Genomic DNA, 25,115 nt, shown 5'->3' with positions numbered 1-25,115 from the left:
ATAATTCTTGTCAGCGGAATAAATCCATTATTTTATTGGCGTAGACATTCCAATCCTTATTATCCGTATTTATTTCTATGCCGGGCAGAACCGACAAACTGAATAGTTTACGCAGTTCGGATTGGGTTTGTCTAAATTCATCAGCTGACATTTTTATTTCTTCCTCCGTTTTGTTCGTCCATTCTTGAGGGGTTCGGCTTTGCATTCTTTGTTCTACTTTTTCAGAAGATACAGTTAATAGTACACATTTGGCTCCAAGATCGAGCAAGTCATTTTCCAAAGATTCGATTTCATATAAAGATTCTGTTGGAAAGGCTGCTCTATGATTCAAATGAAATCTTTCCAGTATAAAAAACAAGCCTCTTGATCCTCGGGATGCATCTGGCCCCAGATAAGTTGCCCATTCGTTCAACTGTCGCAGCATGCTGACCCGTTCTTTCAATAATTGAAGATGTTCATTCCGATTTAATCGTATAAACTCTCCATGAACATTGTTTAATACTTGGGAGTAATGTTCACTAAGCACAATTAAGCTGCGCTCCGATGCTTCATCTTGAGCTTGAAGCAGCTTGAGTGCTTTTAAAACAGATGTTTTCCCAGCGTTTGAATACCCCTCTAGAATAACTCCTCTTATGTGGCTCACTAAAAACCTCCATCGATCATTGATTTGATTTGGAATCAATTATACCAAATATACCCATCCAGCCGCTTTACTACATTTAGAAAACAAAAAAGACCTTCAAATAAAGGCCTTCACCATTAACTCAGCTCTCTTCTTCAAGCTGCTTATAATAAACAATTTTCTCTCGTATAACAGCCGCATGCTGCTCCAGCTCTTTTATTTCGTTGAGAACATGGTCTTGATGAGTTTCTAATAACGCGCGTCGTGCTCCAGCCGTAGAGTTGCCTTGACGCCGCAATTGAGCAAACTTCTGCATTTGACCTATAGGCATCCCGGTGTTGCGCAGTCGAATAAGAAAATCGATCCATAAGATATCCTTATCGGCATATCTTCGGTACCCATTCTCGTCCCTTTCAATGTCGCTTAATAGGCCAATGTTCTCGTAATAGCGCAACGTGTATGCGCTAAGCCCTGTAATCTTCGATATTTCGGCAATTGAATAGTCCATAATGTGTTTATATCACCGTACCTTAGAGTCAGCTATAAAGATCATGCGGAAGCTGTCCTTCTGCTCTAAAGTAATTGAATGACATGCTCCGCTTTTGAATCCAGCTGCTTCGCAGAGGACATTACACTGGCGAAGTCATCCATAGCCACTTCAGTTTGCTTTTGGCTTTGCCGGACATGATCCTGAATTTCCTTGGTTCCTTTCGAAATATTTCCGATCTCCTTCGTAATGCCTTGGATACTGTCTCTAATTTCTGTAATCGAATTGGTTACCATCACTGACAGCTTTTTCACTTCTTTGGCTACAACGTCGAACCCGCGGCCGTATTCGCCTGCATGTGCAGCTTCGATGGCTGCATTAAGGGCAAGTAATTGCGTCTGTGAAGCGATGTCCCGTATCGTTTGCACAATGCCTTGTATCGCTTGAGCCTGCTTCTGCAAATCTGCCAGCGTCGCAGTATTATGGGCAGACACCTCAGCTATTAAGGAGATGCTTGCCAACAATTGTTGGCTTCGCTCAATTCCCACTTCAGCACGTTGATTCAAATGAGCCGACATTTCCTTCAATTCATCGACTACCGCGGTAATATGGTTTTGGCGATTCGTAATGTTCGTCGCAATCTTGGTCACTGCGATGATGTTCTGGTTCAGCTCGTCATAAATGGGCATGTAGGTAGCTTCTAGCCATACGACATTGCCTTTTGCATCCTTACGTTCTATTTTATCCTGAAAGCTTCTCCCTTCTAAAATACTTTGCCAGAACTGTTCATAATCAGGACTGTTCACAAATTCGGGAAAACAAAATTGCTGATGCAGCATTCCGTACATTTCTTCTGCCGTATAGCCCATTGTGCTGGCAAACATGTCATTAACATACGTAACACGGCGTTGAAGATCAAACCGGATAAGGGCTACATTTTTTTCCATCGCTCTTAGAACAAATTCATTAATCGCTGCATTGTTAATAGCTGCATCTACCGCTTCCAAGCTTTTCCCTCCGTATCTGGGTAAACCATCTTCTCTTTGCACTCCAATCGGAGCTCTATTCATCATGGATTGTTAGTCTTAAATCATTATACATGATCGATTTGAAACATTTCTGAAACTGTGTAGAAAAATTTTAACGACATGGTGACACTAAAGACAAAAAGACCCATTGCAAGGCAAATGAGTCCTATCTAACCTTTATAGTTTTCTTAGTCCCCCTAGCCAAATGACATTCAGAAAAATCCAGACTCTGCCGAAACATAGAAATAGAAACGGATAATGAACGATTGAAGTCCATTATCCGTTGACAAGTTTTTATTTCATATGAGACCGAAGCAATAAAGTGAAGGAAATTATAGCAAGAATTTCAGGAAACGTACTACCTAACCAAGCTACTGCTAATCAGTTAATAATTAATTGTTCTATTCTTTAAACACTTCGAAATCCGTGTTCTTGTTGTCGGTAAATTTTACTTTTTCCAGCAACTTTAGCTGTTCTTCCTTATTCAGCGCCCCATACAGTTTACTTGTTTGCAGCTTGTCGCGAATAGCCCGATTAATTCCTAAGGTAAAAGCTTTCTGTTTAAACGCTTTCGGCAGATCGGTATAATGTTTATCAAAGGCATCGTGTACAAGCGTACGGATTTTTCGATATTCAGGCAATAGCACTTTACGTACCTCTAGCCACTCCCTTTTCGACATCGTTCCAGGTTGAGACAGCTGAACCTTATTGATATTCGGAATCATCGGTCCAATAATTTTGTTCAGATCACTCTGAATGTTTTTGACCAGGTTAACAGCATACATTAATCGCTTAGCGTATACTCCCTCTTCCCCAAGCTCTGACGCTAACCGCCGATCCGTTGAAGAAAGCTCTCCTTCGCCTGGTTTCCGCAAATTCGTATTGTAGTCTTGTTCCCAAGCCTGCTGGCCTTCCTTCTGAAACTGCTCCTGCTGCACACGAAACTCCCTTAACTGCTCCTGAGACGCTCCCTGTTCCGTCAGGAACCGAATCTTCAGCTCAAGCTCCTTCGCCCTTCGCAAACTTTCGTTGAACGGCTGTGCGAGTATTCCTTGACCCCCAGGCGTAATCTCATTGTCTCCGGCACTTTGAATGCTGAATGTTTTCCATTGAAACAGCTTAATCATATAATTCAGCGCATGCTTCTTCAAACCGGCCAAATTCGGATATTTCTCGGATCCTTTTACAATTGCGTATTGATGTGTCGCCTTATCCTGCGAGATGATGGGCTTGCCCTTGTTCATAAAAACGCCAGACTCATTTTGCTGGTTCGCTTCAGCTTCAGGTACGGCATGCGTTACCACTTGCTTTAAGTAATCCGATTGCACCTTAAAAAATACGCTGTACGACCGGTCCGTCCGATTATTTAACCACCAGACCATCCTGGCTTTATCGGCAAAATTGATCCATACCATCGCATCACCAGACACATCCAGCTCACCGGTTTTCGTGTTCACAAGACGCACCGAGCTTTTGACCCCGCCTTTATAGTCTCCGCCTTGCACTCGATAAGCAGGTACATCCACCCTATCCTTTAGAGCTTCACCTTCCCTATCCACGTAGAAATAATGCTCCTTCAGCACCACCTGATTCGAAAGATTAAAGATATCAACATTAATTGATCCTGTTGTTTCGTATTGCTGCCCCTCGCCCCATTTCTTCGCCGCTTCCAGCATAGCCTCCGCTTTCATCAGCTGAATGTCCTTCTCCTTGCGATAGACGGAGTTATACAAATCTGCAAGCTCGCCTGTCTCTTCAAGCTTTTGCATTTGTCTAGCCGATCCTGTAAATACTTTTGTGCCCTCTTCAGAAAGACTTTCCGGAACCGTCAGGTTGCAAATAATGGTACCGTTATTCTCTATAAATTCACTAGCAACCACAAGATCTTGGCAGGATTCGTTCCATCCGGTAAAACGTGCGCGAACCGATATACCTGAAGCTTCTTCCATCTGCCCTCTCGGCGTCTTCGAGCTGTCCCCTTCCTTCTTGTCCTGCTTTTCGGGGTCAAATACCGCTTGGTCAAATCTTAGAGAAGCTACTGGCATATCCTTATGCTGTCCTTCAAGCGGGTAGACGAGACAATAGATTTTATAAATACCCTTGTACATCCATGCGTTCTCAAAGGCAAGCTCGCTGCCGCCCGAGTTGCCGCGTGCTTCGCCGCTTTCATGCCGCAACCAGTACCATTCGTAACGTACCTTCTCTTCTTGCAAATTGCGTACCTGGTACTTAGTGCGAGTGCCAATAAAGACGATCTTTCCTTCCTGGTCTGATTCAATGCGTAGTGTATCATCCGCTTTTTCCGGCGCTCTCATCGTTTTCGCAAGCTCGTCCTTGTATGTCATACTCAAATAATAATCGGGCATCTGATCTTGCTTAATATCTGGAAGCAGCTTCAAAATTTTGTTATAGCCTCTCCCGTATGCATAGTCCATATCGATAATCATCTCAGGGAAAGGCTGCTTTGCTGGCGATAAATGAAGGTACGGCTCTGCAGCCTTCATTATTTCAAAATAGGTATGGTCATGTGCCGGAAGCATCCATCCTAAGCAAGCCAACAACACTTCTTCAAGCCCCTTTTGGTCAAAATGCAAGTATTTGGCGCCTCTCATGACCCGATCCGTCGTTCCAGACAGTGCCGCACCTACCTTCACTCCGAGCAGTTCAGATGCTTGTACAAGCGCACTCTTCTGCTCCAGCCGCCAATATTTAATTCCCGGCTTCCACGGCAATTTCTTATCCTTATGTTCTTCAAAAATTTTCTGACGAAATTGTTCTTCGTTCCATTCCCCTCCATGCTCGGATTTGAATTTCTCCATTTCTTCTCTAAAGGTTAACTGGTTGTCAAAGAATGCCTGCCCAAGCTCGCGATAGGTCAGCTTTAAAGGCGTGTTTTCCAGCATCGCAGGCGTCTGGTCGCTTGTCTGTTCCATCGGGGGCGCCATAGTGCGGTCGCTGCCTTTGCGGCTCTCTTCCAGGGTCAGCTTCGTCCCGAACAAAGTTGGCTTGTAAACGTAATTCATCATAAACCGCTTTTCAGCAGTGTGATCCGCTGTATGGTCGGTAGGATTTCCATTTTCGATATTTTTGTTTTCTTGCGTAATAGAGTTCGTGACCGAATTCAAATTGTTTATTGTAGCATGAAGCGCTGTCCTCAGCATTTCTGTCAGCACATCATCAGATTGCTTAATTTTCTTATCCTTATTCTTAAACGCAAGATCAACCATGCTTTTCTTAATACCCATCACCAGATCAGCCGGTTCAATGTCGTTAGCACTCGCTTCCGTCAAAATCTTCTTTTTCAGCGAGCGCTCATTGTCAGCGAATACTCGATTAGCCAACTCTTTCATCCATCCATATCCATTCATATAGTTATCATTGTGAACAGCTACCTCTTCAAGAAGTTTCTCTTTTTGCTGCTCAATGGCCTTAATTCGTGTCACCCTGTCGCCATCCTGAAGATGCTTTCGCATGGCAATTTCCACAAGTTTTTGGATTTCAGGCTGCTTCTGCTCATTGGTCGTTTCGTCCCCCGTGACAAGCCCTGTATTGACTGTATGCAGAATCTGAGCCGCCAGATTCTCATCCTGTTCCCTGCGCAACTGCTGCTCCTCGCTGGTAAGCATTGTTCTTTCCTCGGGATTCATAGCGCTCTCAATCGCTCTTCGCTCCAATCCGATCTCCAGCAAAACCCAATCCACAGCTCGCCTTAACTGCTCCATTTTCTGTCTTTTTGTCGTATACGGATTACTGTTGTTTTTAAGCATTTCTACATAGCTCTTATCCTCCGGCTCCTGCGAGGAACCGTATTTCTCAATATCCTGATTGAGCAGCTTCATATAATCGCTCAGCATTGTATTGAGTGTCTGCTTTTCTGCCATCGCTACATAATACAGCGACATTTTCTCACGGAACGATCCGGCTTTAAACACTTCTTGAATCATTTCGGGGTCTGAGCCGATGCTGCCTGTAATATCCGGACGATTCTCAATTCCAAAAACGGTCTGATAATATTTCTCCATCGTTTCGTTCTCGGTTTTCTTCTTATTAAAGTAAATCGATTCAGCAAGAATAACCGTTCTCTCCAGCAGCTCATCGGCTGCATGATGAGATCTGGAATCCGTTGCCGCAGTCATGCCGATCTTTTGCTCGAATTTCTCAGCTTCCTTAATATATTCTTGCTTTGCCTTTTCATCGATCATTTCTTTCTGAGAATCCGACAACTCGTTGTATTTGACGCGTTGGATCGGGATCATGTCATTACCGCCATGTGTATTGTTAGCTGAAACCTGCTGCAAAGGGATTCCATTAGTGCTTCTTAAACGCAATGCCTCCTGTCCCTTCTGAGTCGCTTCTTGTTCTAGAAAGTTGTCATCGTTCACATTGACGCCGGAAATGAGCGTTCGCGTTGACTTTACCCGTCCCTGCTTCTGCTGCACAATATGCCAGCCTTCATGCGGAAGATGCTTCTCCTGACCCGGCGCTAGATAAATATCGCTACCCTGAGCATAAGCATGTGCGCCTACCTGTTCCGGTTTGCTCGAGTTGCGATGCACCCTAACATCCGATAAATCCATACCTGACATATTCTCGAGCCCAATCTTGAGCGAATCGGGCAAACCGGCGGCATTTTCTTTGGCTGACTGCTCTTCATGCTTTATAGGTTCTGGCTCCGAACGTAATTGTACTGGTGTTTCCCTTGGATTTGTCCTTCCAGGATGCTGCACCGACTGCTGAATCAGCTGAGAAACCGCTCGGTTGCCTATGCTCCTTTGCAACTGAAGCAATTGCTCAGATGTCATATTAATGTTGCCTGGGATCGCAAACGGCTTCATCGGATCCATCGTAGATTCTGGTTTCTCCCCAGTCACTACTGGTTCATTCTTTGAAGTAACCTGCGACCGTACCTCGACTTGCTTAGGCATCTATGTAACCCCCAAATGGCAATAAACTTAATGTTGTGTATTCTCTAGTGATTAAGAGAAATTGTTATTTTTAAGTAAATATTACCATATAATATATACTTAAACACGATGCGATCTTACGTGAGACCAATGCCATCCCAATCTCGATACGTTCCCCGGACATCCGTTTGAAAACGCAATGCCATCGTTGGCAGCGCGCTTTTCAAACGGAACATATCTAACAGCATACTCGTCACATTCGTACTTATGTTTAACGTATGGATTTGAAAAAATACTTTTAATATCGCATTCCAAAAGGAAGCAAATAGCAGCATAATAATGAAATCTATAATTGCAGCCAGCCATCTGCGTAATACGATGGAGCCTCCATATACGGTACATAGTGCCTCAATGGAAGGTCTAACAACTAATGCCCCCTCTCCCTCTTGTCCTGTATTCTGTTGTGTACCCTTGTTGTGTTCATGCTGCTCCAAACTCGCACCCTCTTTTTACAGATTATCTCAATATTTAACCATCCCTTTCATAAAGCGTCAATAATTGCTTCAGCTACGAGTTGGCCCGACAGCGTAACCATTGGCGTACCGCCTCCAGGATGCGTCGTACCGCCTACGAACCATAGACCTTTAATTCTGGAACGATTGGAAGGACGGAAAAAGGTTTGGCCAGCCGAATTGGAGGAAATGCCATAGATGGCTCCCCGGTAAGTGGAAGTATCTCTGCGAAGCTGCTCCGGCGTGTAAATGGTGTGTGCCTCTACGTTTGACTTTAATCCTGTCATCCCCCGCTGCTCCAGCTTTTCCATCAATAATTCACTATAGGCATCCTGCTGCTCCCCCCACTCCCAGCTATTCGAGAGATAAGGCGCATTTGCCAAAATAAATAGATTGCTAGCCCCTGAGGGTGACATGCCCGGTTCGGAACGACTAGAATTGCAAATATAGATAGCAGGATCGAGCGCCGCTCTATGGTTCCGAAAGATATCGTCAAACTCGCTGCCATAGTGCTCTGGAAAAAAGACGGTATGATGCAGCAATTGCTCATACTGCTGACGAATACCGGCTAATAGGACAAAACCGGATAGCGAGGGCTCATAGGAATTAATTTTGGCATCTCTCATATTAGGGCGTGCTTGTTCCTGCAACAGCTCCCGATTCATCGCAAGAACATCGCCATTCGCAAGTACAAACTCCGCTGCCAAATCACCTTGATCGGTTTCCACACCAGAGACACGGCCGCCATGCGTAACAATGCGCTTCACTTTAACCGAGGTACGGATATCAACTCCCAATTCAACAGCAAGTCGCTTGAAACCTTCAACGATGGCGTAGGTGCCTCCGCGCACGCCATATACGCCTAACGCCGACTCCAGATGCGGCAGCATGCCAAAGATTGCAGGTGCCCGCATCGGCTCCGAGCCTACATAAGTCGCGTAACGTCCGAAGAGCGCGAGCGTATTAGGATGCTTGAAGTAACGCAGGAGCAAGCTGTTCAATGTCGTGAATGGCCGGACGCGAAGCAGCGCCTTCAGCAGCCTGGGGTCTGCTTTATCTCTCCAGCCAAGCAGCAGCCGATTCATGAAATGCTTCTCCGCACATTCGTATAAGAGTGCCGACTCCTTCATAAATAAGCGGTATTGCCGCGCATCGGACGGGCTGTATGCCGCTATCTGACTCTCTACCTTTTCTATATTGCTCGTAAAATCAACCGTATTTCCATCAGCGAAAATATTACGAGTCCCTTCGTCCAGCCGGTAGAAGGTAACATAATCTTCAATCTGTTTCCCCGCAGCACGGAAAACCCGCTCAAACGCATGCCGCATCGTAATCGTACTCGGCCCGCGATCAAAGCTATAATCCCCAAGCTTGATCCGCTGCAGCTTGCCGCCAACGCTATCCTGCTGCTCGATTACCGTAACATAATAACCGGCAGCTGCTAGCCGGATGGCCGCTGATAAGCCTCCAAGTCCGGCACCGATGACTATAACTTGCTTATTCGTTCTGAATCCCATTTAGGAGTATCGCCGTCCTTTCCACCAATAGCCCTTGCCGCTGAACGAGGCATGCCAAGAAGCTGTCGCGATCGCAATCAGCGCCATGATCCCCGCGGGCAGCAGCATAGCCATCCGAAGCGGCTGTCCGCTGCTGCGGTCAACCGCAAGCTTAATAGCCGCACCGATCAGTGTGCCTGCCAGAGACGGAAGCAGCAGTCCAGGTACGGAAGCTGAGGCAAAGCCAACCATGAGCAAGACGAGAAGCAGCATCATCGGGGGCAAAATATACATAAAGCTATAGAGCGCCAGCACCGCCGCAAGCAGCAGGCTGTTTCTGCCCATGCCTGCAAAAATATTCTTCTTATAGCCGTTCCATACGCCCGACGCATCCTGATACATTCTCATCGATACATACGGATGAATATTAGCAAGCGTAACCGGCAATCCCGCTTGTTTCACCGCCCGGGCCAGCTGCATGTCATCGACCAAATGTGATTTGAATGCCTCGTGGCCGCCGGTTGCGCGGTAGCTATCGGCATGGATGAGCATGAACGCGCCATGAGCGGCGACAAAAATCGGATTAGCCGAATGACGAACCAGCCGGATTGGCAGATGGCATGCAATGGTGAACGTCATTAGCGGCACCATTAAACGCTCCAGCCAAGTGCCTGTTTCTTGACGCGGAAAGCCGGTAATTAAGCCTCGTTTCTGGGCTAATGCCGTATCCATCGCAGCTTCCAATGCGCCTGGTCCAAGTCTGGCGTCTGCATCGAGAAACAGCCACCACTCGCCCCGCGCTTTCTGAGCAAGCTGATGACAGGCATGAGACTTGCCCGTCCAGCCTGCCGGAGCCGTTACACTGTGCAATATCTGCAGGCGGGGATCGTCAGCTGCTGCAGCCTGTGCAGCTTCCGTCGTACCGTCCGTCGAATGATCGTCGCATACGAGAACTTCGATATTGGGGGACGACTCTGCCAGCACCGATCGCAGGCAAGGGCCAATATTGCCGGCTTCATCGCGAGCCGGAATGAGTATGGACAAACGAGGAGTGCTGCCCGGTTGCTTCTCCGCATTGCCAGAGTCGTCGCCGTTCAGCCAGCGATGACCGCTTCCGCTTCTATCTCCGCCCAAGCCAGGAAGCTGGGCCAGGTTCCACAGCACGAACATGAGCTGAATTACAAGCGCGAGAGCTATTGCCCAGAGAAAGAGAACCATCGTGCCGCCCTCCTCTTAAACGTGTCAAACGCTTCACTCGTCGAACGAGTCCCGTTAATAAGCGTCCTGAAGCCCTCCAGCGGACGGTCAATCGCAGCGATGGATTGCGAGCGATGGTCATTCAGTTGCTTCTCCAACAGCTCCCGCAGCTCGCTCGCAATTTCTTTGCGTCCAATCGCCCGCCAGTCGCGATGCACCGGCTCGCCGAACCATAGTGTAACGTCGGGCTTTTGGTTCTGGCCCATCGTATAATAAGCGGTTACCGGCTGCACCAACGCATGCGGGCAGCCTTCCAGCATGTAGCCGATCCCGCTCTGGAAGACAATTGGCCGCGTCTCCAGATGATAAATATCCCCTTGGGGATAGACCCACACGCTATTCCCGCTCTTCAGTAAATCAACAGCATATCGAAGGGACTGCTGTATGCCTCGCAAGCTCTCCTTGTCTATTGAGAATGCACCAGCTCTGCTGAAAAACCGGTATCGCGAGAGCTGCTTCTCATCCATCATGAAATAATGCCGCTGCTGCCCTGCCATCCGAGCAGCCTGATAAACGAGCAGCCCATCCCACCACGAGCTATGGTTCATTATAAAAACGACCGGCCGCTCTAGATCGGCCGCTTCGATATTTCCCCGTATCGCAAGCCGGTGAAAATGACGCCGCAGTAAATAATTCTCGTTATACCGGCCGAGCAGTTTTTCAAACCATTTGCTTTTCCGAGCTGAGATCATATCGGAGCACTCCTTCTGCCAGCAACGCTCCCGCTAATGCTACTTGCATGGGCACATACAAGCCTTCTTTCAGTCCAAGCAGCCCGAACATAAACAGCATGAGCTGCGTCAGTCGCACCGCCTCCCGATAGACAGGCACAGAGATATCCCGAACCGGGAAGAACAAAGATAAGCTAGCGGAGATGAGAAACCAGCTGATGAAATTGCTTGCAGGTACGCCATAGTAACCGCCTTCCCCTTGCCAAATCCAAAATTGGCGCGCATATGCTACAGGATCCAACACTAAATCAAAGATCACGGTCCACATCCCGGCCTGCAGCGCCCTGCCCCATTTCGAACGTCCACGCGCAAGCAATATTGCGGTCAGCAGCACGCCGACCCAAGCGCAGGCAATTGTGAAAGGTACGCCTCCCACTTTAAAACCTAATACCGATGTATAGGCATACTCGCCAAACGGCCATCCCGTCTGAACGCCTGCCCACTCTATGCCGAATGTCAGCAAGCCGACGAGCGCTATGCGCCGCCATCTTACAGCAGCCTGCTCGCCAAGCTTGCCTTCAATGCTAGCTGCATAGACAGCGAATAGAACGAGAAACATTCCGTTAGAGAAGGACAACGCCTTCGGCACCCCGATCGTCAGCATCAGGATTAACCCTACTCCATACCAGAACAAAAAGAGAATCCGGATCATTGGGAGATCGCCGCGCTTGCACTTGGCTTGCTCAGCCAAGAATGCTTACGCTTTACTTCCGCATAAATACGCATTTTGGCAATGGGTCCGACGAAGGTGCGCCGCGCATATACCTGATAGCGCTCCACCTTAACCACATTCAAAATTTCCATGTAAAAGCGCGCGGCGAGCTCAACCGAGAATGCGCTCTCTTTGGCATACGTATTCAAATCCCGAAGTCCATAACGGAACCAGCGATGAGCCAGCTCATCCAGCTCCTGAATCATGCCTTGAAAAGCGGCATCCACTTTCCCTTCCATAAATGCGGCTTCGCTGTAGCCGTGACGGAGCATCAGCTGTTCAGGCAAATATCGCCGGCCGCGGCCCTTGTCCTCACCGATGTCACGGACAATATTGACAATTTGCATCGCTTTACCCAAATAAATGCCTGATTCAATGACAGATGGCGCACGCGGATGATCGTGCAGCACGGGCAGCAGCATTTCGCCGACCGTACCGGCTACCAAGTAACAATATTCCTCCAACTGCTCCATACTCGTGTAACGAGTAACGACCAAATCGCGGCGCTGCCCTTCCATTTGTTTGAAGAACGGATCTTTGCTAAGCGGAAAATGGTCAAACAGCCAGCGCAAGGAAGGCCAGATAAAATGTCCAGCCGCTTCATCCAGTCCGATCAAATGCCGTTCCAGCTCATCGATTGTATAGCGGCTGCGCTCAGGCTCATCGACGGAATCATCGATCATCCGGCAAAAGGCGTAGATGACGAACACAGCCTCTTTACGCGGGCTCGGCAGCAAAGAGAATGCGCTATGAAAGCTGGAAGAGCCTTTGCGAATCATCGTTTCGCAGCTTGCTAGACAGGTTGAGAGGTCCACAGTGATTCCTCCTTCAGTAGGTGGTCAGCCAGTAGCTTGGCTCCTTGCATGACGATCGGGATTCCAGCGCCCGGATGAACCGATGCTCCTACGGCATACAATCGATTTATAGCATAGGGAACAATCTGGGGACGGTAGACAGCCGATTGTCCAAGCGTTGGTGCAATGCCAAAGCTTCCGCCAAGATAGAGACCATCGGCTTGCGCATCCTGCGGTGTACGGATGCGCATCCATGATATGGCATCCCGCAAACCTGGAAAACCTCGGCGCTCGGCTTCCGCCAGCACATGGTTTACTACATCCTGCTGCTCCTCCTGCCAATTCACTTGCCCGACTGGCGGAACGGGAATGAGTACATACATGACGCTTTCCCCCTCTGGCGCCGCAGATTCATCGATGGCAACGGGATTAAATAGATAGAACGAGGGATCGGAAGGAATGCGATCCTCGAGAAAAATTTGCTGAAGCCCTTTCTGCAACGATTCCGGCAGAAAAAACTGGTGAGCGGCCGCTTCCGGCCATCTCTGCTTCAAGCCGAGATAAACGAGCAGACAGCCGGAGGATGGCTTGTACGTCTTGGAAGCCGGCCGCTTGTCCTCCGGCAGCAAGGGCGCCAAGCCCGGAAAGTCGCCGTTATACACGACTGCATCGTGATAGGTTATTCCTTTATCTGTTTTTACGCCGCGGCAGCTCTTCCCTTCAATGACGAGTTCCTGAACCGAAGTATTTAGATTAATCGCAACGCCCCGCAACTTCAGCTCCTCCTCCATGATGGATACGAGCGACGCATAACCTCCCTTTACATACCACACGCCAAAGGCATGCTCGGCATAGGGCAGCAAAGAATAAAGAGCCGGAGATTCAAACGGTGCTCCGCCGATGTATAACGTCTGCAGCGAGAAAGCATCTGCCAGACGCTCGTTGCGGAAATATTGGCGCGCGAGCTGACGAACGCTTGTATACGCCTTCAATTTAGTGAGCAGGCTCAGGTTTCGAAAGGTGTAAAACTCTTTTTTACGTAAAAAGGGACGGTCGAGAAAAGCTTTCTTTCCTTGCTTGAAGTTTCCCTCCATATCGCGAAGGTAACGGCGGTATCCGGCTCCCTCACCGGGAAACAGCCTCTCGATTTCTTCAACCTGTTTCTCTGTATCCCGCCACTTGTGCAGAACGGTACCATCTGCATAATGGATACGATACAAAGGATGACATTCCACCAGCGGAATGCGCGACCTCTCGATGCCCGCTTCCTCCATAATGCCCAGAATCATTTCCGGCAGAAGCACGATTGTAGGCCCTTGATCGATCTGATAACGGCCGTTTGATTCAAAGGCCAGCCGGCCGCCTAACTTATCGCTTTTCTCGTAAATCGTGACCTTGCCGCCATGACGGCTAAGCAGCAATGCTGTCGTCAGCGCACCCACGCCGCCTCCGACGATCGCTATTTCCTCCATAAAGCAGCACCCCTTCCCTTTTGCTTATGAACACCGATTGCAGCTCTTTTTCGCTTCCGGTCAACCACTGATCCCGCTACCCGAATCTTGCTGCGATCGTCCTGCTCCATCAAGAGGCGGACGCTGATTCGGGCCGACTCGATGATCGTCGGCAAGCCGCTGCCGGGATGCGTACCGCCGCCAACGAGCCAGCAATTATCAAATTCCTCGAAGCGGTTATGCGGTCGAAGAATCATCATTTGATCCAGCGTGTGAGCAAGATTAAACGTTGCGCCCTGATAGATATCGTGTTGATTTTGCCAATCGAGCGGCGTGATCGACATCTCGGTGTCGATATGGGAGCTGATTCCGCGCATTTCCGGCTCCTGCTCCATACGGCGAAGCATCGTATCGCGAACGAGCTTTCCTTGCTCCTGCCAATCGACAGCTCCCGTCAAGTTGGGAACAGGCATCAAGGCGTAAAGTGCGCTTTTCCCTTTCGGAGCAAGAGTAGGATCGATAGCGCTTGGATTATGGATATAAATCGAAGCATCCTTGGACAGCCTTTTGTCCGTCATGATCTCTCTTACATTACGGCTATAGTCGTCGGAGAACATCACCGTATGGTGCGGCATCTGTAGGTCTTTGTTAACACCTAAGTACAGCATGTAGGTGGAGCAGGAATACTTCTTTTTGGCCAGCCGATCCGGTGTATACTTCTTCAGTTCGCCGGGTGCAAACAACCGGTTCATCGCAGTGGCGAAATCTGCGTTAATAATGACGTGATCCGCGTCAAACTTGTCTCCGCTGTCCAATTGAACGCCAACCGCCTTGCCTCCTCGTGTCAGCACCCGCGAGACGCCAGTGGACAATGCAATGGAGCCCCCAAATTCTTCGATCACTTCGCCCATCGCTTTGCATATTCGGTTTACGCCGCCGATGGGATGGAATAATCCGAACTTATGCTCCAGATAGGACAAGATTGTAAACGTGCCTGGACATTCCCACGGCGACATGCCCAAATATTTGGCTTGAAAGGAAAAGGCGAACTTCAAGCGTTCGTCATTGAAATATTTCGATAGCCGCCCATACACACTATCCGTCAAATGCAGACGAGGCAGCGCCGCAAACAGATCGCGCGCCATAAAGTCCGCCGCTTTGCCGAACGGACGCTTCAAGAGCGGAGAAACAGCATTGAACTTCTTCTCTTCATCTCTCATAAAACGCAAATAGCCTTTTCCATTGCCGGGGAAGCGCTCTTCAATCCGGTTCACCATCTCCTCGGTTTGCGTAGTCGGGGTAAAGCGGACATCCCCGAATTGCAGCCGATACAGCGGATCAAGCTCAATCAGCTCCAGATAATCATGCATGGATCGTCCTGCTGCTGCGAACAGTTCTTCCAGTAAAGCAGGCATCATTAGAAAGGTCGGACCCCGGTCAAATTTATAATCGCCAACCTGCAATCGTGAAGTACGACCTCCAAGATAAGGTTGCTTCTCATAGACGGTCACTTTATATCCTTGACTGCTTAGCAGCATTCCTGCCGCCAAGCCCCCGGGTCCGGCGCCTATGATCGCTACGTTTCCTTCGCTCATCGCTCTTCCTCCGCCTCTCTAATTTATGACTGCTTGCTTCACAGCCCTTTATGATGACCTGCTGCATCACTCTCTGCTTCTATAATGAACAATAATTCGCTCCAGCCTGAACCGGTTATAGCGCTGTACCATTATGAAAGGGAGATTCGCAGCAACTGCATAGCCCACCATAGCCCAGCCATACAACGGCTCGTTCCATAAGAAGAATAGCGGAGCAGGCACCATGCACAACCAATGCGTCCATTCGCCCCGATAAGCTTCCAGAGCAAATTTATCGTAATAGTGCGGATGACGAGAGCTTAAGCTTCGTTTGGAAAATGCTTCTTTTAATAGAACGCTGCCTTCCGGAAGCCAATCCTTCCATAACCGGATACCGATGCGGTTGTAGGCGCGCAGCTCGCGCGATTCCATTTCTCGCCGGGATGATGAGTCCTTGCCCGTTCTTGCAAACCAGCAGTCTGGCAGCTTTAGACATAAATAAGATACGCCCAGGTGAATCACAAGCCATGCGCCGATATTGACGAACAATGTCCATGCGGGTGTTAACATCCACAATCTCACAATCGGCTGCGCTCCTTTTTCGTCGATAACGTACGCCCTTTCCACTGCACTCGCCCGCCTACAAACGTCTGCACCCATGACCGGATAAAAATATACAGAAATACCAGCAGCGGCAGCGGAAACCATATCGCCGTCGCTAGTCCAAAGGAACCCGCCCTTCGAAGAAGGAGATATAGCTGAATGGCATAGGCCAGGTAAATGGCTGCTGCGATTATAGCTTCTAAATAACTGGCTACCTTGAACCATAGCAGGACAGCAGATACAGCTCCCGCAATCCAAAGCGCAATAACGGTTAGGCGTAGCGGCGGAGTAGCGGCTGCTCCTGACGAGAAGCTTTTGCACCAGCCTGCAAGGAAACTTCGAATCCCGTCCGGGTACATCCGGAAGGAGATTAGCCCCTTGCCTCCGTAATTATGTACCGGCATGCCCATCGCTTGAAATCGTTGAGCCAGCGCGTGGTTCTCAAGCACTTTGCCGCTTACTATACGATGACCACCGGCTTGGAAATAGGCTTCCTTCGTGCATACGACACAAGGGCCAAATCCGCCGGCCCGGCCGTCGTTCGCATGAATGGAGGCAAGAACAACCAGATTGCAAAAGGCTGATAGCTTCTCATAGCTCTTTATCATGCGATGATAGGGCTGTACCGTGAGCAATCCGCTGTCCGCTTCACTCCTATATACAGCAGCCAATCGTCCTAGAGCCCTGCTGTCCAATATGGCATCGGCATCGATAAACACCAGCAGCTCGCCGTTGGCATGGTTCGCTCCATTCCAGCAAGCCCAGCTTTTGCCGAACCAGCCTAACGGCAGCGGGCCGGGCGTTATCACCCTTGCACCGGCCTGTAAGGCAATTTCCGCTGTATTGTCCTCAGAACCGTCGTCTACGACGATTACCTCTAACGCGCGATAGTCTTGTACGGCGAGCGAGTGAAGCAATGCGCCTAGATTGAACGCCTCGTTACGTGCAGGAATAATGACGGATACGCTCGGGAGCGAAACTGCTAGATTAAATCCGCTTCGCTTATTCGTTCCTCCAGACTTGTTGATCCTTCCAGTTAGCCGGGAAGCATCCAGCTCCTTCATGTGCTTCATAAGAAACCAACCGCTCAACCAACCGGCGGCAATCCATAGTAAAGTCAGCGTCATGAGGAATAACGTACATAGCCTTGCAGCATCTGACTTCCTCCTTTTTTCCAGAGTATGGATATCTCATGTTTCAATTATTCCCCACTGGTTATAATTTTAAAGTAAAAAATTTCCTGAATCACAAATTAATTGCTCGTTCTCGGTATCGGCTAAGCTGGCATCCAGATCGCATCATGCTCGCAACACTTTGTGCAATCATATGCAAAGCAGACGAGCTAATTTACTCAAATGCGGTTTTTTAGCAAAAGTACTTTTAGATGAAGAAAGGAAGGGTATAGAATGAGTCAACAAATCGTCGTTATTGGCGGCGGGCTCGGCGGGTTGTCCGCAGCTATCCGGCTGGCATCGGACGGCAATCATGTGACGGTGCTGGAGAAAAACGAACGGGCCGGCGGCAAGTTAAATCTTCGAACCGGCAAAGGATACAGCTTTGATACAGGACCTTCGATCCTGACGATGCCATGGGTATTGGAGAAGCTATTCGCCGATGCGGGCCGCAAGCTGGAGGATTATATGACCTTGGTTCGCGTCGAACCGCAGTGGCGTACTTTTTTCGAGGACGGCGTATCACTGGATATTTCAGGGGACATACCGACGATGCTGGAGCACTTGAACCGTATTTCTCCTAAGGATGCCGCCGGCTTCTTCAACTACTTGCATTACTGTCAGCAGATGTATGAACTGAGTACGAAGAGCTTCTTCGATAAAAGCCTCTCCGGCTTGAATGACCTGCGCAACCTTCATAGCCTGAAGGAACTCTTGGCGATGGACCCGCTGCGTTCCATGCACCATAGCACGAGCAAGTTTTTTACCGACAAGCATTTGCGTCAATTGTTCGATTTCTTCATTATGTATATCGGCTCTTCGCCTTACGCTGCCCCTGCAGTGCTCTCTCAATTGGTTCATGTGCAGATGGGGCTCGGCATCTATTATGTCGAAGGCGGCATGCATCATATCGCATCGGGCATGTTGAAGCTGCTGGACGAGCTGAACGTGGAAGTGCGCACCCAGTCAGAGGTTGTGCAAATTAATGTCAAAGGGGCGAAAGCTGCCGGTGTCACGCTGCTGGACGGCACCGTCATCCCTGCCGATCTGGTCGTCTCCAATATGGAAGCGATCCCTGTTCATCGCAAGCTGTTGAATCAGCATCCCAAAGCGGATACGATATTGAAGAAACTAGACAAGTATGCGCCTAGCGTCTCTGGGCTTGTCCTGCTGCTAGGTGTAGACAAGCAATATGAGCAGCTGCTGCACCATAATTTCTTCTTCTCGGAAAATCCCGACAAAGAGTTTGACGATATCTTCGTGAAGGGCATCGCTTCAGACGATCCGACCGTTTATATCGGCGTCTCCAGCAAATCAGATCCTACACAAGCGCCGACGGGCAAAGAAAACTTGTTCGTGCTGACGCATGTCCCTCCGCTTCGACCGGGTGAAAGCTTCCAGCACATGCAGGAGCAATACCGCGAGATCGTGCTGAACAAGCTGGAGCGGATGGGCTTACAGGACATACGGGCGCATATCGAGTTCGAGTACCGCTTTATTCCCGATGATCTGGAGCGATTGTATGGTTCCAATGGCGGCTCGATCTACGGTGTCGTTACCGACCGCAAGCTGAACGGCGGCTTTAAGGTGCCTAGCCAAAGCGAGTTTCTCGACAATTTGTATTTCGTAGGCGGCTCGACACATCCCGGCGGCGGCGTGCCGATGGTCGTATTATCCGGCCAATTGACGGCCGATCTGATCAAGGACAGAGCGTCAACCGTGAAGGAAGCTCTGTAACGATAAAGAAGGGGCAAGCCTATGGCTTGCCCCTTCTTTAAACTTGCTAATGGCAGTGGTTCAGCTACCAATCAAAATGTAAATCTGCAGGTTGTCAGCTGTTTTTTCGACGATTTATCGTATCAAAATGCTAAAGTGCATTTTAGTTGGCCTAAACCGGCTCCACAGATTAAAATCGAGCGATTTCAAGCACTTTTGCATTTTGAACGCTTCTTTAGATCATTTTGGGCTTATCAACCTGTACTTTTACATTTTGTTCTTGTTTTACGAATGTAGAGAAACGTCACTCGGCTTTTCGCGCAACTCCTGTTGACCAATCGGTTTAGCAGCATGTGACAATAAACCGGCAATCGTCACCCCTACGAGGACAACAAGCAAAGCACGAAGCAGCCCCACCGACTCCCCGATAATTCCTAAGACGGGCGGACCGACCAAGAAAGCGAAATAAGCGAGTGTGGTCACTGCCCCTACTCGAGCGGCGACTCCGCGAGGATTGTCTCCTGCCGCTGACAGACCTACAGGAAATCCAAATGCGGACCCAAAGCCCCAAAGAACGACGCCAATGGCAGCAAACCCGAAGCTTTTTCCAAAAATAACGATGAGCAATCCCGCAACGGCAAGCAGCGCGGAAGTCCGCAGAACGGCAACTCTGCCGAACCGGTCAAGCAGTTTGCCTCCCAGTGCACGTCCAATGGTCATCGCCGCTACAAATATGCCGAAAGCGAAAGATCCGGTAGCCGGTGTCACGTTATAGCCGTCCACGATGACGAGCGGCAGCCAGTCATTTGCCGAGCCTTCGGCAAAGGCCATGCCTAGAACGACGATACCGATTAATATCGTACGAGGCTCTTTCCATACCGCCATACGCTCTCTTGTTGTCATTGGCGGTTCGCCAGAATCGGTCTTGTTGTCCTGTGCCGTGCCAGCAGGAACCATACGATAGAGATAAATAATTGCGAGCACGACGATAATCGCAGCGAAGGCAAGATGGATATGAATAGGTATACCGGCTTTAATCGCAACGGCTCCGGTAATCGCACCAATCAACGTACCGGCGCTAAAGGCGGCATGAAAACCAGTTAGCAGCGATTTCTTAGCCGCATGCTCGACTTCGGTTCCCTCGACGTTCATCGCAACGTCGCATATGCCATTGCCGAAACCGAATATAGCCAAGCCGATGAATACCATGACTCCTTGTGCCAGCCATGAGCCGCCTAAGCCTACTGTAATCAGTCCGATTGAACCAATGGCCAAGCCGCTTACCATAACGAAGCGTCCGCCAAAGCGGGCAATGAAGTGGCTCGCGCCAAGCAGTCCGATAATAGAGCCTGTTGCTAAACCAAAAATAATCCAGCCCATCTCATTCGTAGAAGCGCCTAATGCATCCCGGATCGTAGGTGTCCTCGATATCCATGTCGCTGTCGAGAATCCAGGAAGCGCGAAAAAGAAATAGATGGCAATACGCCATAAATGTATTTGTCTCGTGTTGAGCGAATGTGCCATTACGCTAAGTTCTCCTTACATCTTAACGCCGTTTCTCTACTAGCTGAAGATTGTAGCTCAAGCTTTCAAGGGTGACAGCAATTAATCCATTCATATAGTCATCATGCGGATGTTCCAAGACGATCAATTGCGGCATATGCTCATCAGGAATAACTCCCTTGCATAGCTTGAGAATTCCTTCGATATGCGTCTCGTTCACCAGCTCTCCCGTCATTGCGACGGTCTCCGGGTTAATAACGGCAATGATCGACATAATCGTCTTGGCTGCTAACGGAACGAAAGCCTCTGCATCATGGAATTGCCTCCACTGCTCCTCGCGTGAAATACCGAAGGGCAAGAAAGAAACCTCTCCCGCAAATTGAGTCGTCCCTTTGTGAATATGACCGTCAATCATCATGCCCGCCCCCGGGAAGTTATTCCTTGGGAACGTGACCACAGCAATCGTCTTGTCTTCACCATAGTTTTGCTGTTTGAAAAAACCGTATACCGTTAAATTCATATCGTTGTCGACGGTAACTTCAACCTCAAATAGCTCTCGCAGCCTTGCCTCAAGAGGAATATCAATCAGCTCGGCGATATCACAAACGTTAATAACCCCTTGATGAACGAGACCCGGAATGCCAATTCCGACCGCTTTAATTTCAGTATGCTTGGCAATAAGCTCCTCGACTTGCTGCTCAATCGCGTTAGCGTCTGCGAGCTCCACCTCAATAAAACCGGTATCTACCGCTTCGCCGTACAGGTTCGCTACCGTATAGGTCAAAGAATGCTGACCGCCTTCCGAACTCAAGTAAATACAAGCGATATAGGCAAAGTTGGCGTTATAAATAAAACGTTTTGCCGGCCTGCCTCCGTTCGGCTGCTCCATCTCTGTTTCAATAACTTCTCCGGTTTCAAGAAATTCATTAAGAATCGTGCCGCAGGTCGCTACGCTTAAGCCAGTGGCGCTTGCAATCATCGACTTCGTGCCTTCCTTCATCAGCTTCAGCGCCTGCTTGATCAGTTCCTGATTAATTTTTTTGACCCGGATCGAGTTATTCGTGATTTGGCTCATGCCATCCTCTCCCTCTATTTATTGACATAGAGCGGATGCGTTTTCACCTCGGTGCGCTGGTCCAGCGTCCGATACGTAGAACGTCCCAAGTAAAGCGGAATTTCTACCCGGCTAAAGTCAGGCAACCCGTCCTCCAGAAAACAATCTTTGTCCTGATAGCGCTGCAAGATTTCACCTGCAATCCATTCATGGTCACCATAGGTTGTGATATTCATCACCTTGCATTCATAAGCAAAGTAAGCATCTGACAGCACGGGAATATCCACTTTGAGCCCCTCTTCATAGCGGATGTTGAACTTGTCGAATTTATCGGTATCCCGTCCGCTGAACGTTCCGACGGCTTGAATCACTTCCGAGGAGCTGGCCGGCAAAAAATGAACGCCAAATACACCGCTTTGTTCAATTAACGAATAGCTATACGTCTCCTTGCGAAGCGATATCCCGTATATCCCGGGTGATGACCCAATGTACGTATGCCAACCAGAAGCCATAACGTTCTGCTTTCCGTTGAATCGTGACGTCACGACCGCAACCATACCCGGGTACGTATGCATAACCTCGTCATCTATCGGGACTCTCATACGAAAGCCCCTTTTACTGGAGGATCGACATGCAGATCTTGATCCGGTTCCGTAAAGCTCCAGCGTGTAAAAGTAACCTCAAATCCATCCCGCTTCGGCGCACAGGTGTAAGGGCCAGCTTGGTTGCCGCTTTCGTATGGAAAACGAGCGACACGAAGCGTCCGCCATGGATGGTTCTCCGTACGTGCTCTGATGATAACCGCATCCTTCATAATCGAGGCACGGAGCGTAACCTCTTCCCCGGCCCAATCCGGCACAGGACAAAGCGACCAGTCGGAATAGCCATCCGTAACGACTACGGCAAGCTGGGGAATGCCATCATTAAACTCAATACCCGTCTTGATCCATTGCTCCGGCCCGTGATACATCATAATGCCAGCCTGATCATAGAGCTCATTGAAGGTGTTTAACTGAAACGACACTTCTACCGCGGAGTTGGGATCCCATTCTGCCAATAACGCGGGACCGTCCTCAAATTCAAAACCGTAAAGCGTCTTTTTCCAAAAGTCTCTGCCCTTCTCGGCTATAACCTTCAAATGATCGCCCTCTACTCGCGCCGACAAAGGCGAGTTCATCCATGTTCCTTTATCCCAATCCGTTCTTATCTGCGTCATCGTTGCGTCCTCCAGGTTTCATATTTTTCACTTGCGGTTTACGTTCAAATCTCGGTATGATAGAAACTGAATACTTTTTAAAAGGTTTTTAAAAATGGTTAGGATAAGAGGAATATAAGGATTGCCGGATGAATTGTCAAGCAATATTTTCAAGAGGAACTAGACACAACTGGAGGTCTCTTCATGAACGAGAAGGAAAAGGCAAGCAAAGGCTTGCTCTATGATGCGAACTATGATGCTTCACTGATTGCCGAACGAAACTGGGCGAAAGACAACTGCTACGATTATAATCAATTGCGTCCCTCCAATATGCTAGAACGTAAAGCGCTTATTGCGAAGCTGATTGGGAAGACGAGTGACAGCTTTCTTATTGAACAGCCGTTCTGGTGCGATTACGGATACAATATCGAGATTGGCGACAATTTTTACGCCAACCATCACTGCACAATATTGGACGGAGCCAAAGTCACGTTCGGGAATAACGTCTTTATTGCCCCGAACTGCGGTTTTTACACCGCTGGTCATCCTCTCGATGTGGAGCAGCGAAATGAAGGCTTAGAATACGCCTACCCTATTACTGTCGGTGACAATGTATGGATCGGCGGCAACGTCGTAGTATTGCCTGGAGTGACGATCGGTGACAACACCGTCATTGGTGCAGGCAGCGTCGTTAACCGGGACATTCCTTCCGGCGTTATCGCTGCAGGAAATCCGTGCCGCGTTATCCGGCCGATTACTGAGGAAGATAAGAAGAAATATTGGAGAGATTAATGCAGGCTTCTATATTTGTTGTAATGAGAAAAGAGGCTGCCGAGTGTACCGGCAGCCTCTTCTCTATTAGCTAAGCAGAATCATATAACGTAACGCAGATGATCACTCTGGCAACAACAGCGACATTGCAGCGAGTCGTTACCATTTCACAAATTCCCAATCCTTCTGCCGCTCTTCGCGAAACCTTTGCACCCACTGCTCTGATACTTCGTCAGCCAGCCGGTCGAAGGATGGCGGAGCGATGTTCACTCCATCCGTCGGAAGCCCCAGATACTCCAATACACGCAAGACCGTTCCCTCATAGTCGAGAATAAAATCTTCATATACAATTGTTAATGGCACGATACCGGACTCTGTAAAGAAGTCTTCAATAGCAGCCTCGCACATTGAACCGTCGACGAGCAGATGATTGATAGCGTCAAAATTATATTGATCATTAAAGTCATAGTCCATCGGCTTCTCTCCGTAGCCGCGGTGCCATTCCCCAGAAACGATGGCGCGCCACCAGGATACGGCCATTCTTACCTTGTTGCGGCGAGTCATATAAATATGCTTCGTGCAATTCGGAAATGCGGTCCCCCAAACCTCAGCATTTGGCGTTTCATTAGGGAGCTCGAACATCGTGCGAAATGCGTCCACCCATCTCTGTTCATAATTGATTTTGATGCCAAATATGCCGTTTGGCGTCGTTCCTTGCTTCCAAATCAGTTCAAGATCCTCACGTTTAAATGTTGCCGGGTCCCGGTGCTGGAAATGCAGCCATTCGCATGGATCACCTGCTATTCCTGTTGATGCCAGCGCTTTATTCAGCAAAGTGCTTCCGGTTCGTTGCGAGAACCAGATCGTATAGCTTAATTCAGGCTTCATAGATCTTCCTCCTCTTTCACTTTCATTACAGTTTGGATTGTACAAATTGGACAAGTATGTCGACGCACTGCTGTAATTCACAGCATTCCGTATCGATTACTAGATCCGAATTAACCGGTGGCTCATAAGGTGCAGATATCCCTGTAAACTGAGGCAATTTTCCCGCTATCGCCAGACTGTACATGCCCTTCGGATCTCGCTGTACACAAGAATCCAACGAGCACTTTACATACAGCTCCGAGTAATCCTCTTCCTTGACATACGATTTGACCACTGCCCTGCAAGAATCCGTTGGCGTAATAAATGGAGCCAGCACGAACATTCCCGCTTCTACGAACAATTGGGCAATCTCTGCTGCCCGGCGAAGATTTTCCAGCCGATCCGTTTCTGAGAAACCAAGGTCACGATTAAGTCCCTTCCTTAATTGATCACCGTCCAGCACAACGCATCGAATGCCCGATTGCAGCAATCTTTCTTGAACCCGATTTGCGATCGTAGTTTTCCCGGAGCCGGGCAACCCCGTGAACCAGACGACCCCGCCCTTATGCCCGTTCAAGCTCTCTATAATCTCTCTCTGCATCACACACATCCCTCCTTTCCTGGAATGTGAGGTTAATTGTACCAACCCATACGAAGCAATCCTAT

At 48.9% G+C, this 25,115-nt stretch carries 22 protein-coding genes; 2 read left to right on the top strand and 20 right to left on the bottom strand.

What is annotated here, in order from left to right:
• Positions 1-10: 10 nt before the first annotated feature.
• The 14 genes from IEX98_RS12425 to IEX98_RS12360 form a co-directional block, all read right to left on the bottom strand.
• On the bottom strand, positions 11-643 hold the full coding sequence (locus IEX98_RS12425) for a hypothetical protein (RefSeq protein ID WP_188889513.1): 633 nt from the start codon (positions 641-643) through the stop codon (positions 11-13).
• A gap of 121 nt (positions 644-764) precedes the next feature.
• Complete coding sequence (locus IEX98_RS12420; RefSeq protein ID WP_188889512.1) at positions 765-1,130, bottom strand: MerR family transcriptional regulator; 366 nt, start codon at positions 1,128-1,130, stop codon at positions 765-767.
• A gap of 65 nt (positions 1,131-1,195) precedes the next feature.
• Positions 1,196-2,116 carry a methyl-accepting chemotaxis protein gene (locus tag IEX98_RS12415; RefSeq protein WP_374705339.1) on the bottom strand — a complete coding sequence of 307 codons (921 nt, stop codon included), beginning with the start codon at positions 2,114-2,116 and terminating at the stop codon, positions 1,196-1,198.
• Between the two features lie 422 nt (positions 2,117-2,538).
• A complete protein-coding gene (locus IEX98_RS12410) occupies positions 2,539-7,062 on the bottom strand; it encodes an eCIS core domain-containing protein (RefSeq protein ID WP_229692149.1) in 4,524 nt (1,507 codons plus the stop codon).
• A 116-nt stretch (positions 7,063-7,178) separates the two neighbouring features.
• Positions 7,179-7,535 (bottom strand): hypothetical protein, encoded by a 357-nt coding sequence (locus tag IEX98_RS12405; protein WP_188889511.1) that lies wholly within the window; start codon positions 7,533-7,535, stop codon positions 7,179-7,181.
• Positions 7,536-7,582: 47 nt separating this feature from the next.
• Complete coding sequence (locus IEX98_RS12400) at positions 7,583-9,070, bottom strand: phytoene desaturase family protein (RefSeq protein ID WP_188889510.1); 1,488 nt, start codon at positions 9,068-9,070, stop codon at positions 7,583-7,585.
• Positions 9,071-10,267 carry a glycosyltransferase gene (locus tag IEX98_RS12395; protein WP_188889509.1) on the bottom strand — a complete coding sequence of 399 codons (1,197 nt, stop codon included), beginning with the start codon at positions 10,265-10,267 and terminating at the stop codon, positions 9,071-9,073.
• Complete coding sequence (locus tag IEX98_RS12390) at positions 10,243-10,998, bottom strand: lysophospholipid acyltransferase family protein (protein ID WP_188889508.1); 756 nt, start codon at positions 10,996-10,998, stop codon at positions 10,243-10,245. The genes IEX98_RS12395 and IEX98_RS12390 overlap by 25 nt, the downstream gene beginning before the upstream one ends.
• Complete coding sequence (locus tag IEX98_RS12385) at positions 10,967-11,689, bottom strand: carotenoid biosynthesis protein (protein ID WP_188889507.1); 723 nt, start codon at positions 11,687-11,689, stop codon at positions 10,967-10,969. The genes IEX98_RS12390 and IEX98_RS12385 overlap by 32 nt, the downstream gene beginning before the upstream one ends.
• Positions 11,686-12,564 carry a phytoene/squalene synthase family protein gene (locus IEX98_RS12380; protein ID WP_229692148.1) on the bottom strand — a complete coding sequence of 293 codons (879 nt, stop codon included), beginning with the start codon at positions 12,562-12,564 and terminating at the stop codon, positions 11,686-11,688. Before IEX98_RS12380 ends, IEX98_RS12385 begins: the two co-directional genes overlap by 4 nt.
• The gene (locus tag IEX98_RS12375; RefSeq protein WP_188889506.1) at positions 12,543-14,015 is read right to left on the bottom strand and encodes a phytoene desaturase family protein; all 1,473 of its coding nucleotides are present in this window, start codon (positions 14,013-14,015) and stop codon (positions 12,543-12,545) included. The genes IEX98_RS12380 and IEX98_RS12375 overlap by 22 nt, the downstream gene beginning before the upstream one ends.
• Positions 14,003-15,589, bottom strand: a complete 1,587-nt coding sequence (locus IEX98_RS12370; RefSeq protein WP_188889505.1) for a phytoene desaturase family protein — start codon at positions 15,587-15,589, stop codon at positions 14,003-14,005. Before IEX98_RS12370 ends, IEX98_RS12375 begins: the two co-directional genes overlap by 13 nt.
• Positions 15,590-15,655: 66 nt before the next feature.
• Positions 15,656-16,150 carry a glycosyl-4,4'-diaponeurosporenoate acyltransferase CrtO family protein gene (locus IEX98_RS12365; protein WP_188889504.1) on the bottom strand — a complete coding sequence of 165 codons (495 nt, stop codon included), beginning with the start codon at positions 16,148-16,150 and terminating at the stop codon, positions 15,656-15,658.
• Positions 16,147-17,244 (bottom strand): glycosyltransferase, encoded by a 1,098-nt coding sequence (locus IEX98_RS12360; protein WP_188889503.1) that lies wholly within the window; start codon positions 17,242-17,244, stop codon positions 16,147-16,149. Before IEX98_RS12360 ends, IEX98_RS12365 begins: the two co-directional genes overlap by 4 nt.
• A gap of 333 nt (positions 17,245-17,577) precedes the next feature.
• Here IEX98_RS12360 and IEX98_RS12355 point away from each other — a divergent pair, with 333 nt between their 5' ends.
• Positions 17,578-19,080, top strand: a complete 1,503-nt coding sequence (locus IEX98_RS12355; RefSeq protein ID WP_188889502.1) for a phytoene desaturase family protein — start codon at positions 17,578-17,580, stop codon at positions 19,078-19,080.
• A 264-nt stretch (positions 19,081-19,344) separates the two neighbouring features.
• Here the strand turns inward: IEX98_RS12355 and IEX98_RS12350 are convergent, their stop codons facing one another.
• The 4 genes from IEX98_RS12350 to IEX98_RS12335 are packed head-to-tail and all read right to left on the bottom strand — an operon-like array spanning position 19,345 to position 22,832.
• Positions 19,345-20,583 carry an MFS transporter gene (locus tag IEX98_RS12350; protein WP_188889501.1) on the bottom strand — a complete coding sequence of 413 codons (1,239 nt, stop codon included), beginning with the start codon at positions 20,581-20,583 and terminating at the stop codon, positions 19,345-19,347.
• 22 nt (positions 20,584-20,605) lie between these two features.
• Positions 20,606-21,637 (bottom strand): ROK family protein, encoded by a 1,032-nt coding sequence (locus IEX98_RS12345; RefSeq protein ID WP_188889500.1) that lies wholly within the window; start codon positions 21,635-21,637, stop codon positions 20,606-20,608.
• A gap of 14 nt (positions 21,638-21,651) precedes the next feature.
• A complete protein-coding gene (locus tag IEX98_RS12340) occupies positions 21,652-22,218 on the bottom strand; it encodes a flavin reductase family protein (protein ID WP_188889499.1) in 567 nt (188 codons plus the stop codon).
• Entirely contained in the window at positions 22,215-22,832 is a 618-nt protein-coding gene (locus tag IEX98_RS12335; RefSeq protein WP_188889498.1) for a DUF1349 domain-containing protein, read from the bottom strand. Before IEX98_RS12335 ends, IEX98_RS12340 begins: the two co-directional genes overlap by 4 nt.
• A gap of 183 nt (positions 22,833-23,015) precedes the next feature.
• On the opposite strand from IEX98_RS12335, the gene IEX98_RS12330 reads away from it, so the two are divergent.
• On the top strand, positions 23,016-23,603 hold the full coding sequence (locus IEX98_RS12330; RefSeq protein ID WP_188889497.1) for a sugar O-acetyltransferase: 588 nt from the start codon (positions 23,016-23,018) through the stop codon (positions 23,601-23,603).
• Between the two features lie 138 nt (positions 23,604-23,741).
• Here the strand turns inward: IEX98_RS12330 and IEX98_RS12325 are convergent, their stop codons facing one another.
• Together IEX98_RS12325 and cysC are read right to left on the bottom strand one after the other, a co-directional pair.
• Positions 23,742-24,470, bottom strand: coding sequence for a Stf0 family sulfotransferase (locus tag IEX98_RS12325; protein WP_188889496.1), 729 nt, complete (start codon positions 24,468-24,470; stop codon positions 23,742-23,744).
• 25 nt (positions 24,471-24,495) lie between these two features.
• Complete coding sequence (gene cysC / locus IEX98_RS12320) at positions 24,496-25,050, bottom strand: adenylyl-sulfate kinase (protein WP_229692176.1); 555 nt, start codon at positions 25,048-25,050, stop codon at positions 24,496-24,498.
• Positions 25,051-25,115: the final 65 nt, after the last annotated feature.

Source organism: Paenibacillus radicis (ex Gao et al. 2016), assembly GCF_014641555.1.
Classification (GTDB): domain Bacteria; phylum Bacillota; class Bacilli; order Paenibacillales; family Paenibacillaceae; genus Pristimantibacillus; species Pristimantibacillus radicis.
Note: the sequence above shows the minus strand (reverse complement) of the source record. Positions and strands in the feature narration are given on the sequence as shown.